General features: G+C 57.2%; 13 protein-coding genes. 8 read left to right on the top strand and 5 right to left on the bottom strand.

Annotated elements, in window-relative coordinates:
- Positions 1–105: 105 nt before the first annotated feature.
- Positions 106–429, top strand: a complete 324-nt coding sequence (fdxA, locus tag ACFZPT_RS09180) for a ferredoxin FdxA (RefSeq protein WP_034096145.1) — start codon at positions 106–108, stop codon at positions 427–429.
- Between the two features lie 437 nt (positions 430–866).
- Here the strand turns inward: fdxA and apbC are convergent, their stop codons facing one another.
- Entirely contained in the window at positions 867–1,961 is a 1,095-nt protein-coding gene (apbC, locus tag ACFZPT_RS09175) for an iron-sulfur cluster carrier protein ApbC (RefSeq protein ID WP_379555099.1), read from the bottom strand.
- A 171-nt stretch (positions 1,962–2,132) separates the two neighbouring features.
- On the opposite strand from apbC, the gene metG reads away from it, so the two are divergent.
- The 4 genes from metG to ACFZPT_RS09155 all read left to right on the top strand — a co-directional run bounded on the left by metG (position 2,133) and on the right by ACFZPT_RS09155 (position 6,357).
- Entirely contained in the window at positions 2,133–4,184 is a 2,052-nt protein-coding gene (gene metG / locus ACFZPT_RS09170; protein ID WP_034096143.1) for a methionine--tRNA ligase, read from the top strand.
- Positions 4,185–4,301: 117 nt separating this feature from the next.
- Positions 4,302–5,264, top strand: coding sequence for an electron transport complex subunit RsxB (rsxB, locus tag ACFZPT_RS09165; RefSeq protein ID WP_034111966.1), 963 nt, complete (start codon positions 4,302–4,304; stop codon positions 5,262–5,264).
- A gap of 164 nt (positions 5,265–5,428) precedes the next feature.
- On the top strand, positions 5,429–6,067 hold the full coding sequence (nth, locus tag ACFZPT_RS09160; protein ID WP_034096141.1) for an endonuclease III: 639 nt from the start codon (positions 5,429–5,431) through the stop codon (positions 6,065–6,067).
- 107 nt (positions 6,068–6,174) lie between these two features.
- A complete protein-coding gene (locus ACFZPT_RS09155; protein ID WP_034096140.1) occupies positions 6,175–6,357 on the top strand; it encodes a PA3496 family putative envelope integrity protein in 183 nt (60 codons plus the stop codon).
- 84 nt (positions 6,358–6,441) lie between these two features.
- On the opposite strand, the gene ACFZPT_RS09150 is transcribed toward ACFZPT_RS09155, so the two are convergent.
- The 3 genes from ACFZPT_RS09150 to ACFZPT_RS09140 all read right to left on the bottom strand — a co-directional run bounded on the left by ACFZPT_RS09150 (position 6,442) and on the right by ACFZPT_RS09140 (position 9,947).
- Positions 6,442–7,074: a response regulator transcription factor gene (locus ACFZPT_RS09150; protein WP_034096139.1), complete on the bottom strand. Its 633-nt coding sequence runs from the start codon at positions 7,072–7,074 to the stop codon at positions 6,442–6,444.
- A gap of 617 nt (positions 7,075–7,691) precedes the next feature.
- Positions 7,692–8,909: an argininosuccinate synthase gene (locus ACFZPT_RS09145; RefSeq protein WP_034096138.1), complete on the bottom strand. Its 1,218-nt coding sequence runs from the start codon at positions 8,907–8,909 to the stop codon at positions 7,692–7,694.
- Positions 8,910–9,038: 129 nt separating this feature from the next.
- Positions 9,039–9,947, bottom strand: coding sequence for an OmpA family protein (locus ACFZPT_RS09140; RefSeq protein ID WP_034096137.1), 909 nt, complete (start codon positions 9,945–9,947; stop codon positions 9,039–9,041).
- Between the two features lie 156 nt (positions 9,948–10,103).
- Between ACFZPT_RS09140 and pyrC the strand changes: the two genes are divergently transcribed.
- Together pyrC and rnt are read left to right on the top strand one after the other, a co-directional pair.
- Positions 10,104–11,150: a dihydroorotase gene (gene pyrC / locus ACFZPT_RS09135; RefSeq protein ID WP_099312740.1), complete on the top strand. Its 1,047-nt coding sequence runs from the start codon at positions 10,104–10,106 to the stop codon at positions 11,148–11,150.
- Positions 11,147–11,818 (top strand): ribonuclease T, encoded by a 672-nt coding sequence (gene rnt, locus ACFZPT_RS09130; RefSeq protein WP_010564138.1) that lies wholly within the window; start codon positions 11,147–11,149, stop codon positions 11,816–11,818. Before pyrC ends, rnt begins: the two co-directional genes overlap by 4 nt.
- A 64-nt stretch (positions 11,819–11,882) precedes the next feature.
- Here the strand turns inward: rnt and ACFZPT_RS09125 are convergent, their stop codons facing one another.
- Positions 11,883–12,485 (bottom strand): peroxiredoxin, encoded by a 603-nt coding sequence (locus tag ACFZPT_RS09125; protein WP_034096135.1) that lies wholly within the window; start codon positions 12,483–12,485, stop codon positions 11,883–11,885.
- A 242-nt stretch (positions 12,486–12,727) separates the two neighbouring features.
- Between ACFZPT_RS09125 and ACFZPT_RS09120 the strand changes: the two genes are divergently transcribed.
- Positions 12,728–12,946, top strand: a complete 219-nt coding sequence (locus tag ACFZPT_RS09120) for a bacterioferritin-associated ferredoxin (RefSeq protein ID WP_034096134.1) — start codon at positions 12,728–12,730, stop codon at positions 12,944–12,946.
- Positions 12,947–13,013 lie beyond the last annotated feature (67 nt).

Here is a 13,013-nt window from a genome sequence, read left to right as displayed (position 1 = left end):
TGGGATGCTGCTGGCTTTTAGCCTGGCCTGCAGACTATCGCTCCCGAACCTCGCGAGCCCTGCCATTAAGGGTTTCGCTGCCGCCGCCTGAGGAGAAAATTAGAAATGACCTTCGTCGTCACCGACAACTGCATCAAGTGCAAGTACACCGACTGCGTAGAAGTCTGTCCGGTGGACTGCTTTTACGAAGGCCCGAACTTCCTGGTCATCCACCCGGACGAGTGCATTGATTGCGCCCTGTGTGAACCAGAATGCCCGGCCCAAGCGATTTTTTCTGAAGATGAGGTGCCTGCCGGCATGGAAAACTTCATCGCGTTGAATGCTGAGTTGGCCGATATCTGGCCCAACATCACCGAGAAGAAAGACGCTCTGCCTGACGCCGAAGAGTGGGATGGCAAGACCGGCAAAATCGCCGACCTCGAACGCTGATAGCCTCACCGTTCCTCAAAAGGCCCCTTGCGGGCCTTTTTGCATTTCCTGGACCTGCTTTTACTTTTCTACAGGCGAAAAAAGGGGCGGTATGACCCGCCCACATTTTTTCCTTAGTCCCTTTATTCCTTTTCATCATCCTGATGAATCGCATCCCGCGATATTCCTTTAACCATCGTTCCTTGATGGCCGTGTCAATCCGTGGACACAGGACTGATGTTAGAGAGTTCCAAGGGAAGTTCAACGGGATGCTACATCCACTCCAGCACGCCGACGTAACAGAACACCCCTAAATAATTGTTATGTTTCAATAAGATAGAAAAGTCTTTCGCATTTTTTAGCCACCCAGGGCGAGGAAAAAAACCATTCGCTTACGAAAAAGTAAGCGAATGCTTACATGAGACATTGCGCAAAAGCGTAATCGCCCCCTCCTCGCCTCAATCCTCGCTGACAGTGATCGTCGGCATGGATGGCATGGCCGCTTCCTGCAGCACGATCCGCGCGCCCACATGGCGGGCCAGTTCCTGATAAATCATGGCGATTTGGCTAACAGGCTCAGCCATTACCGTAGGCTTGCCGCCATCAGCCTGTTCGCGGATCAGCATCGACAACGGCAGCGAGGCCAATAGCTCGACGCCATACTGGGTGGCCAGCTTCTCGCCGCCCCCTTCACCAAACAAATGCTCGGCATGACCGCAATTGGAGCAGATATGCACCGCCATGTTTTCCACGACGCCCAGCACCGGAATGTTGACCTTACGGAACATCTCCACGCCTTTTTTCGCGTCCAGCAGCGCCAGATCCTGAGGCGTGGTAACGATCACTGAACCCGCCACCGGCACCTTCTGCGCCAGGGTCAGCTGGATATCACCGGTGCCGGGCGGCATATCGATGACCAGGTAGTCCAGGTCGCCCCAGGCTGTCTGGGTGACCAGTTGCAACAACGCGCCGGAAACCATCGGCCCTCGCCAGACCATTGGCGTGTTGTCATCGGTCAAGAACGCCATGGACATTACTTCCACGCCCAGGGACTCGATAGGCACGAACCACTTCTGATCCTTGACCTTCGGCCGCGTGCCTTCGGCGATGCCGAACATCACGCCTTGGCTCGGGCCGTAGATATCGGCGTCGAGAATGCCCACACGTGCGCCTTCGCGGGCCAGGGCCAGGGCCAGGTTGGCCGCCGTAGTAGACTTGCCCACCCCGCCCTTGCCGGACGCCACTGCCACCACATTCTTGACGTTGGCCAAGCCCGGGATCTGCGCCTGCGCCTTGTGCGCGGCGATGACACATTGAATATCGACCTTGGCCGAACGTACGCCGTCCAAACCTTCTATGGCCATCTGCAGCATCTGTGCCCAGCCGTTCTTGAACAGGCCGGCGGCGTAGCCCAGCTCCAACTGGACCGAGACTTGATCGCCCTGGACCTCGATGGCTCGCACACAGCCGGCGCTCACCGGGTCCTGGTTCAAATAGGGGTCGGTGTACTGGCGAAGAACGGCTTCCACCGCTGCGCGATTCACGGCGCTCATGGGCTACTCCCGAAAAAGACTGACTGAAACAGGCGGCTATCCTAACCGTTCCGGCCACGTAACGGCATGCTTTCGACAGTTTGCAGGATGCTGAAACAACGCCACGGGGTGAAATAAATTTGCCGGCGCTTTATAGTGGCCGACCTCCGTTTCATCAAGTAGCCGAGCCCCATGTCCGAGCCACGCAAGATCCTCGTCACCAGCGCCCTGCCCTATGCCAATGGTTCCATCCATCTTGGCCATATGCTTGAGTACATCCAGACCGATATGTGGGTGCGCTTCCAGAAGCATCGCGGCAATCAATGCATTTATGTCTGCGCGGACGACGCCCACGGTTCGGCCATCATGCTGCGCGCCGAAAAGGAAGGCATCACGCCGGAACAACTGATCGCCAATGTGCAGGCTGAACACAGCGCCGACTTTGCCGATTTCCTGGTGGACTTCGACAACTTCCATTCGACCCACGCCGAAGAAAACCGCGAGCTATCGAGCCAGATCTACCTGCGATTGAAAGAAGCCGGCCACATTGCAACTCGCTCGATCACCCAGTATTTCGACCCGGAAAAGAAAATGTTCCTGGCCGACCGCTTCATCAAGGGCACCTGCCCCAAGTGTGGCACTGAAGACCAGTACGGCGACAACTGCGAAAAATGCGGTGCCACCTACGCCCCCACCGACCTGAAGGATCCCAAGTCGGCGATTTCCGGCGCCACCCCGGTGCTCAAGGACTCCCAGCACTTCTTCTTCAAGCTCCCGGATTTCCAGCAGATGCTGCAAACCTGGACCCGCAGCGGCACTTTGCAGGACGCCGTGGCCAACAAGATCGCTGAATGGCTGGATGCCGGGCTGCAGCAATGGGACATCTCCCGCGATGCGCCGTACTTCGGCTTCGAGATTCCAGGCGAGCCAGGCAAGTACTTCTATGTGTGGCTGGACGCGCCGATCGGCTACATGGCCAGCTTCAAGAACCTCTGCGACCGCACGCCGGAGCTGGACTTCGACGCGTTCTGGAGCAAGGAGTCCACGGCCGAGCTGTATCACTTCATCGGCAAGGACATCGTCAACTTCCACGCCCTGTTCTGGCCAGCAATGCTTGAAGGCTCGGGCTACCGCAAGCCGACCGGCATCAATGTGCACGGCTACCTGACCGTCAATGGTCAGAAGATGTCCAAGTCCCGTGGCACCTTCATCAAGGCGCGCACCTACCTGGACCACCTGTCGCCGGAATACCTGCGCTACTACTACGCCTCCAAACTTGGCCGTGGCGTCGATGACCTGGACTTGAACCTGGAAGACTTCGTGCAGAAGGTCAACTCTGACCTGGTGGGCAAAGTCGTCAACATCGCCAGCCGTTGCGCCGGTTTTATCCACAAGGGCAATGCCGGCGTGATGGTGGCCGAGAATGCCGCACCGGAGCTGACCGACGCCTTCCTGGCCGCCGCGCCGAGCATCGCCGATGCTTATGAAGCCCGTGACTTCGCCCGCGCCATGCGTGAAATCATGGGCCTGGCCGACCGCGCCAACGCCTGGATCGCAGATAAAGCCCCATGGTCACTGAACAAACAGGAAGGCAAAGAAGCTGAGGTGCAGGCGATCTGCGCCACGGGCGTCAACCTGTTCCGCCAGTTGGTGATCTTCCTCAAACCGGTGCTGCCACTGCTGGCCGCCGATGCCGAGGCATTCTTGAATGTCGCCCCCCTGACCTGGAACGACCACGCCACCTTGCTCGCCAACCACCCGTTGAACGCGTTCAAGCCGCTGATGACGCGCATCGACCCTGTGAAGGTACAAGCCATGACCGACGCTTCGAAAGAAGACCTGGCCGCCAGCCAGACCGACACCGGCGACGCCGCACCGGCCGGCAATGGCGAACTGGCTAAGGACCCGCTGTCCCCGGAAATCGATTTCGACGCCTTCGCCGCCATCGATCTGCGCGTTGCCCTCATCGTTAAGGCCGAGGCGGTGGAAGGTGCCGACAAACTGTTGCGCCTGACGCTGGATATCGGCGATGAGCGGCGCAATGTGTTCTCCGGGATCAAGAGCGCCTACCCGGACCCGTCCAAACTCGATGGTCGCCTGACCATGATGATCGCCAACCTCAAGCCGCGGAAAATGAAGTTCGGTATTTCCGAAGGCATGGTGATGGCGGCGGGGCCTGGCGGTGAAGAAATCTACCTGCTCAGCCCTGACAGTGGCGCCAAGCCGGGTCAGCGCATCAAGTAAATCTGCACAACAAGCCCTGTCGTTTCGGCGACGGGGCTTTGCAGCTAGCCTCCCTTCTTGCCTGCCGGATAATCAGGCTCTGTTTGTTTAATCAACCGGCATGACAACGATCTCAGCATGAACCTCATTCAACGTATCGACGCGCTGCTGCCGCAGACCCAATGCGGTAAATGCGGGCACCCAGGCTGCAAACCTTACGCCGAAGGAATTGCTAAGGGTGAAGCGATCAACAAGTGCCCGCCCGGTGGTCAGGAGACCATTGCTGGGCTCGCGCAATTGCTGAACGTGCCGATGCTGGAACTGGACACCAGCCGAGGAGACGGGCCCGCCCAAATCGCCTTCATCCGCGAGGCCGAGTGCATCGGCTGCACCAAATGTATCCAGGCCTGCCCGGTGGATGCCATTGTCGGCGCCGCCAAGCTGATGCACACGGTGATCATCGACGAGTGCACCGGCTGTGACCTTTGCGTGGCGCCCTGTCCGGTTGATTGCATCGAGATGCGTGCGCCGCTCAGCGTCGTTGCGCTTGTGGGTGGTTTGGCGAGCGATGATAAAGAACGCCTTGAGCGCGAGGTCAAACGCAGTCGCGCCCGTCGCCGCTTCGAACAACGCAACGCGCGCCTGCAGCGCGAAGAAGCACACAAACTCGCCGAGCGCCTGGCCCGCCCCAAGCGCTCGGCGCCTGTAGAAGTAACGACGATAGACGCAGCACAAGCAGCACGTGATGCGGCAGTGAAGAAGGCCAAGATCAATGTAACCATGAGCCGCGCCCAACTGCACAAATCCTTGAAAGCCTTTGGGCATCCGCCGACGTTTGAGCAACAATCGCAACTGATTGTCCTCCAGCAGCAGTTCGAGGCGGCGGAGCAGGCCCTGGCAGCGCTGGAGTTCAGTGGCGCTCCGGTAGCCATACAACCCAACCGCAATTCTGCTGACCTTAAACGCGCGAAGATCCAGCTGGCGATGCGCCGCGCCGAGTTGAAGAAGGCCCAGGACCAACAGGCCGACGCGCAGCAACTGGCGGATGCACAGCATAGGCTCGATGAAGCTCAACGCCAGGTGGATAACCATGGTGACTGAGCTGTAACAGGCACGGAACCCGGCCTTGCTGGCCTTTTCGGCGCGGCCATGACACATATTGATGCCCGTCAGGCTTATTCTGCTTGGACTATCGCTCGCAGGGCCTCACACAGGGCTCTCCACTTCGACATCCCGCTGACCGTCTGCAAGGAACATTTCGCCTCATGAATGCTGCAAAACGCCTGGAAATTTTTCGCAGGCTCCACGAAGACAATCCAGAACCCAAGACCGAGCTGGCTTACTCGTCACCGTTCGAGCTGCTGATTGCGGTGATCCTGTCCGCTCAATCCACGGACGTGGGTGTCAATAAGGCCACAGCCAAGTTATTTCCCGTGGCCAATACACCCGAAGCAATCTATGCCCTGGGCGTTGAGGGGCTGTCGGAGTACATCAAGACCATCGGCCTTTACAACAGCAAGGCCAAGAATGTGATCGAGACCTGTCGTTTGCTGATCGAGCGACACGGCAGCGAAGTACCGCAAACCCGTGAAGCACTGGAAGCCCTGCCAGGCGTGGGTCGCAAGACCGCCAACGTGGTGCTCAACACCGCCTTTCGACAACTGACCATGGCCGTGGATACGCATATTTTCCGAGTCAGCAACCGCACCGGAATTGCTCGCGGGAAAAACGTGGTGGAGGTAGAAAAGCAACTGATGAAGTTCGTGCCCAAGCCCTACCTGCTTGATTCCCACCACTGGCTTATCCTGCACGGACGCTACGTCTGCCAAGCCCGAAAGCCCCGTTGCGGGAGCTGTCGGATCGAAGATTTGTGTGAATACAAAGACAAGACATCCGACGATTGAGGAATCATTGATTTTCTTCATCTCACGATTGAAAAAATCTTTTTTACCCGCCCGCGGATTATCGTTATAAGGAGCGCCAACGGCAGTCTTAGCCTGGAGTTAACCTTATGAGCACTGGCAAAGAACAATTGGAAATCGAAGACGACCTTGTGGAGTCGGATGACGATGGAACTGATGCACCTGTTGCAGAAGTGGCCAAGACCAATCTGAGCAAACGCCGCACCATCGACAATCTTCTGGAAGAGCGACGCCTGCAAAAGCAATTGGCCGATTACGATTTCGACCTCTGACCAAGCGGTCGATCACCGGAAGCCTCCCTGACGGAGGCTTTTTTCTGCCGGTCACCCTGGCTACGTAGGGTGTTATACCCTCCTCTACACTAGGCCGTTGCGCTGAGCCAGTTCGATCAGGTCAACCAGAGAGCGGGCATTGAGCTTGAGCAGCAAGCGCGTCTTGTAGGTACTGACCGTCTTGTTGCTGAGGAACATACCGTCAGCGATCTCCTTGTTCGTCTTACCACGGGCCAGTTGCTGCAACACCATCATCTCACGCCCCGACAGACGCTCGACCATATCAGCCTCGCTGGCATTACCCATAGTGGAACGCACCGAGTTCAAAGCCTGGTTCGGGAAATAGCTGTAGCCCGACAAAACGGCTTTGATCGCGCTGAGCAGCTCGGTCAGATCCTGTTGTTTGCACACATAGCCAGCAGCTCCGGCTTGCATGCAACGCATTGAAAAATGCCCGGGAGCTTGAGACGTCAGCACCAACACCTTGAACGGCGCAGGTTGTTTGGTTGAGGACAGCCTGCAAATAACTTCCAGTCCGTCAAGTTTGGGAATTCCAATATCCAGTATGACAATATCCGGCATATGTTCCCGTGCAAGTTGCAACGCATCGACACCGTTATCAGTCTCGGCAACGACTTCATAACCATGACGCTCCATTAGCATACGCACAGCAAGACGAATGACAGGATGATCATCCACGATCAGCACTTTATTCATAAGAAAGTCCAATTTCGCTGTTCGAATTATTCAGAGCAAGCACAATAGCCTAGTCGTTTCCTAGTTGGCATAGCGCTCCCCCCCAAGCAACAGCAAGCAGAGACCCAACCCACAACCATAAAGGAATCGCCCTACAAAAAAACACCAAGTCGGATGTTTCCAGTTTTATGCAGCCTTTCAGACCTTTCCGGGTCCATACATAGTTTGAATGAAATTTCCGGAAAATTAGGTACAGGCGGTAACCCCCCCTCACAGCACTTTCAGGAAATACCCCTTGCCACGACGAAGTAGAGACTGACGTAGCGGGAAAAAAATCGTTTGCTTCAGTTCCAATAAACATATTTTTTTACATCCTGAATTCCTACAGACCTTTCCTTAATTACACTCACATAGCATTTATATGAGTGATTTTTCTGTAAGACCAGTTCCCGCTTAATTATAAAATTCTTAGTACTCCTACAAATTACCCACCGCAATCTGTGCAAATAAATTGATCAGTACAATTTTTGGCGCAATTGCTCATAGATTTAAACGCGGATAAACATGTGGTGTTGCTAAAGTAGCCAGGCAAAAAAAAGCCCCTTGAGTAAGGGGCTTTTTTCAAGCGTATCCGCGACTCAGAACAACGAACGGCCTTTATTGGCAGCAATGCGCATACGCAGTGCATTCAACTTGATAAAGCCTGCGGCGTCTGCCTGGTTGTAGGCACCGCCATCTTCTTCGAAGGTGGCGATGTTGGCATCGAACAGCGACTCATCCGACTTGCGACCGGTGACGATCACGTTGCCTTTGTACAGCTTCAAGCGCACCACACCGTTCACGTGAGCCTGGGAAGCATCGATCATCTGTTGCAGCATCAGACGCTCCGGGCTCCACCAGTAGCCGGTGTAGATCAGGCTGGCGTACTTGGGCATCAGCTCGTCTTTGAGGTGAGCCACTTCACGGTCCAGGGTGATGGACTCGATAGCGCGGTGCGCGCGCAGCATGATGGTGCCGCCCGGGGTTTCGTAGCAGCCGCGGGACTTCATGCCCACGTAGCGGTTCTCGACGATATCGAGACGGCCGATACCGTGCTCGCCGCCGATACGGTTCAAGGTGGCCAGTACGGTGGCCGGGGTCATCTCGACGCCGTCCAGCGCCACGATATCGCCGTTACGGTAGGTCAGTTCCAGATACTGCGGGGTATCCGGCGCCTTTTCAGGGGAGACGGTCCAACGCCACATGTCTTCCTCGTGCTCGGTCCAGGTGTCTTCCAACACGCCGCCTTCATAGGAGATGTGCAGCAAGTTGGCATCCATGGAATACGGGGATTTCTTCTTGCCGTGACGCTCAATCGGGATTGCGTGCTTTTCGGCGTAATCCATCAGCTTTTCACGGGACAGCAGGTCCCATTCGCGCCAAGGTGCAATCACCTTGACACCAGGCTTGAGCGCATAGGCACCCAGCTCGAAACGGACCTGGTCGTTGCCCTTGCCGGTCGCGCCATGGGAAATGGCGTCGGCGCCGGTTTCGTTAGCGATTTCGATCAGGCGCTTGGCGATCAGAGGACGTGCGATGGAGGTACCCAGGAGGTACTCGCCTTCATAGACGGTGTTGGCGCGAAACATCGGGAAAACGAAATCGCGGACGAACTCTTCGCGCAGGTCGTCAATGTAGATCTCTTTCACGCCCATGGCTTGCGCCTTGGCACGTGCAGGTTCGACCTCTTCACCCTGACCCAGGTCAGCGGTGAAGGTCACCACTTCACAGTTATAAGTATCCTGCAGCCACTTGAGGATCACCGAAGTGTCCAGGCCGCCGGAATACGCGAGAACGACCTTGTTTACGTCGGCCATGCCATCACTCCACGGGGTTGTACGGAAAGGCGTCGATTCTACCGATCAAAACCGTGAAATTACAGGGGCGCGACAGCAAATGAAGATAAAGCGACAGATTATGTCGAACGGGCGACCAATGGTCGCACCTTAGGAGGTGTGCGCCGGATTGCTGGGTGTCGCGGCCTGGGGCGCCGGTTTCTCGGGGGCCGCCACTCTTTCCAACTGGATATTCACGCGACGGTTACGGGCGCGATTGGCGGCATTGGTGTTGGGCGCCAGAGGGTAGCTTTCACCGTAGAACCGCAGGGTGATCTGGGATTCCGGGATGCCATTGGCCTTGAAGTAATCCATGACCGCCAAGGCGCGCCGACGCGAGATATCGCGATTACTCAGGCGATTGCCGCTGTTGTCCGAGTGGCCGTTCAACTCGATATGGTTGACGGTAGGATCGGCCTTCATGAATGCGAGAATCACCGACAGCTTTTGCTTAGCCGCTGCATCCAGTTCGATACCGCCGCCGGGGAAGCCCACCACGGTCTGCTTGACCTGATCGTAGTTCATTGGCAGCAATTTAGTCGTACACAACTGATAGTCGCTGTAGGCCTTATTGAATTTCACTGGCAGTAAACGGATCTCCGAATACCCACCCTCACGCCCGTAATGCCGCACAGTAGGCGAACGCCCTTCGAGCAAGCCGATGAACAGACGCCCGGCCTGGGCCTGTGAACTATTGAACAGGACGTCGCCGCTCCCGGCGCGCACCGCTCCCAGATTTATGTCACCGCGACCCGGCTGCCACGGAGCGGCAGCCGCCAACAAGGTGGCCGATCCAGCGCCCAGCGATCCGTTGTAGGCTTTCAGGCGGAATGTCGCCTGCTCGCCGGCTCGACGCACGAACTCACCTGAGCCGAAATCAGTAATCGGCTGGGTCAGACGGCACTCGAACTGGTCGCCTTCCACCTTCCACTCAATATTCTCCAGTCGTGTCTGGAACGTGAGTGCCATTGTAGGCAGACTGGCGAACACACTGAGCAGGGCTAGATAATGCTGGCGCACGGGAGGCTCCACTGGTTTCTACAACACTTCAAAGCGTCATACATCGTTAAGGCATACCCAGTGCTATCGGTCGTATCCCGCAAAACTTGATAGCGAGTGCCTGCACGAGTCTTTTCCGGTAGCATTCCCACCAGATTGACCCGCCTGGAATCCCCAATGTCCGACCGCCTGACCCTGCTGCGTCCCGACGACTGGCACATTCATCTTCGCGATGGTGCTGCGTTGCCCCACACCGTGGCCGATGTTGCGCGCACGTTTGGCCGCGCCATCATCATGCCTAACCTGGTACCTCCGGTGCGTAATGCCGCCGAAGCCGACGCCTATCGCCAGCGTATCCTCGCGGTACGGCCGGCCGGCAGCCGCTTCGAACCGCTGATGGTGCTTTACCTGACCGACCGCACCCAGCCGGAAGAAATTCGCCAGGCCAAGGCCAGCGGTTTCGTGCACGCCGCCAAGCTGTATCCCGCCGGCGCCACTACCAACTCCGACTCCGGCGTGACCAGTATCGACAAGATCCTGCCGGCCATCGAAGCCATGGCGGAAGTCGGCATGCCGCTGCTGATCCACGGTGAGGTCACCCGTGGCGACGTCGATGTGTTCGATCGCGAGAAGATCTTCATCGACGAGCACATGCGCCGCGTGGTGGAGTTGTTTCCGACGCTCAAGGTGGTGTTCGAACACATCACTACGGCCGATGCCGTGCAGTTCGTCACCGAGGCCCCGGCCAACGTCGGCGCGACCATCACTGCGCATCATCTGCTGTACAACCGCAACCACATGCTGGTGGGTGGGATTCGCCCGCACTTCTATTGCCTGCCGATCCTCAAGCGCAATACTCACCAAGTGGCGCTTTTGGATGCCGCCACCAGCGGCAATCCGAAGTTTTTCCTCGGCACTGACTCGGCCCCCCATGCCCAGCACGCCAAGGAAGCGGCGTGCGGCTGTGCCGGTTGCTACACCGCGTACGCCGCTATCGAGTTGTATGCCGAAGCATTTGAACAGCGTAACGCGCTGGACAAGCTCGAAGGCTTCGCCAGCCTCAATGGCCCGCGCTTCTACGACCTGCCGGCCAACACCGATCGCATCACCCTGGTTCGCGACGATTGGACCGCCCCTGCCAGCCTGCCGTTCGGCGAGCTGACTGTCATCCCGCTGCGCGCCGGTGAAACACTGCGCTGGCGCCTGCTGGAGGAAAGCAAGTGAGTGAAGACCATTACGATGACGAACACGAGCACAGTGGTGGCGGTTCCCGCCACCCGATGGCCGAGCGTTTTCGCGGCTATCTGCCGGTTGTCATCGACGTAGAAACCGGTGGGTTCAATTGCGCCACCGACGCGTTGCTGGAAATCGCCGCCACCACCATTGGCATGGATGAGCAGGGTTTTGTGTTCCCGGAGCATACCCACTTCTTCCGCGTCGAACCGTTCGAAGGCGCCAATATCGAAGCCGCCGCATTGGAATTCACCGGGATCAAGCTTGATCACCCGCTGCGCATGGCCGTGAGCGAAGAAGCGGCGCTGACCGATATCTTCCGTGGCGTGCGCAAGGCGTTGAAGGCCAACGGCTGCAAACGCGCGATCCTGGTTGGCCACAACAGCAGCTTCGACCTGGGCTTCCTGAACGCCGCCGTGGCGCGTCTGGACATGAAGCGCAACCCGTTTCACCCGTTCTCCAGCTTCGACACTGCCACCCTCGCCGGCCTGGCCTACGGCCAGACGGTGTTGGCCAAAGCCTGCCAGGCCGCCGGCATCGACTTTGACGGTCGTGAAGCCCACTCGGCGCGTTATGACACCGAAAAGACCGCCGAGCTGTTTTGCGGTATCGTCAATCGTTGGAAGCAGATGGGCGGCTGGGAAGACTTCAACGACTGAGATGGAATCCCACGCATAAAAAAACCGGCCTTCTCAGGCCGGTTTTTTTTACCGTAAACGTGGCTTACAGCTTGCCAGCGTTCTCGGTCAGGTAAGCGGCAACGCCTTCTGGCGAGGCGTTCATGCCTTTGTCGCCTTTTTTCCAGTTGGCAGGGCACACTTCGCCGTGCTCTTCGTGGAATTGCAGCGCGTCGACCAGGCGGATCAGCTCTTCCATGTTACGACCCAGTGGCAGGTCGTTGATGATTTGCGAGCGAACAACGCCCTTGTCATCGATCAGGAAAGCGCCACGGAAAGCCACGCCGCCTTCGGATTCAACGTCGTAAGCCTTGGCGATCTCGTGCTTCATGTCGGCAGCCATGGTGTATTTGACTTTGCCGATGCCACCATCGTTGATGGCGGTGTTGCGCCAGGCGTTGTGGGTGAAATGGGAGTCGATGGACACCGCAACCACTTCAACATTACGCGCCTTGAAATCGTCCATGCGGTGGTCCAGAGCGATCAGCTCCGAAGGGCAGACGAAGGTGAAGTCCAGCGGGTAGAAGAACACCAGGCCGTATTTGCCTTTGATGGCTTCAGACAGTTTGAAGCTGTCGACGATTTCGCCATTGCCGAGAACGGCAGGTACGTCGAAATCCGGGGCTTGTTTACCGACGAGTACGCTCATGGGGTATCTCCTGATGTGGGATGAAGATTGAAGTAAAAGGACCGATCCAGAGTCTGCCGTGTTCAAGCGACAAGCCTGTGACGCAGTCACGCTTCGTGAAGACCGACCATCATACACGGAAAAAACCGTTCGTCAGCGCGAGGGCGCCGGCGCGAAAAGTCCATGAATCTACTTTGACAATCATTCTCGTTAACATTAAGATCCATCGCACTTAAGCCCTAAACCCGCGACGGTTCTCCCTTATGTATGTGTGCCTCTGTACTGGCGTCACCGACGGACAAATCCGCGAAGCAATCTACGAAGGTTGCTGCAGCTACAAGGAAGTGCGTGAAACCACCGGCGTTGCCAGCCAGTGCGGTAAATGCGCTTGTCTTGCCAAGCAAGTGGTACGGGAAACCCTGACGCAGCTGCAGACCGCGCAGGCTTCGCTCCCCTATTCAGCAGAATTTACTCACGCCTGATCGGGCATGTTTTAAAGAACCGAACTTAGTGTTCGGTTTTTTTATGCCCGTAATTCAACTAGTTAGC

The organism is Pseudomonas sp. MD330_10 (assembly GCF_042610415.1).
Classification (GTDB): Bacteria; Pseudomonadota; Gammaproteobacteria; order Pseudomonadales; family Pseudomonadaceae; genus Aquipseudomonas; species Aquipseudomonas rhodesiae.
This window is presented reverse-complemented; position numbering and strand designations above follow the sequence as displayed.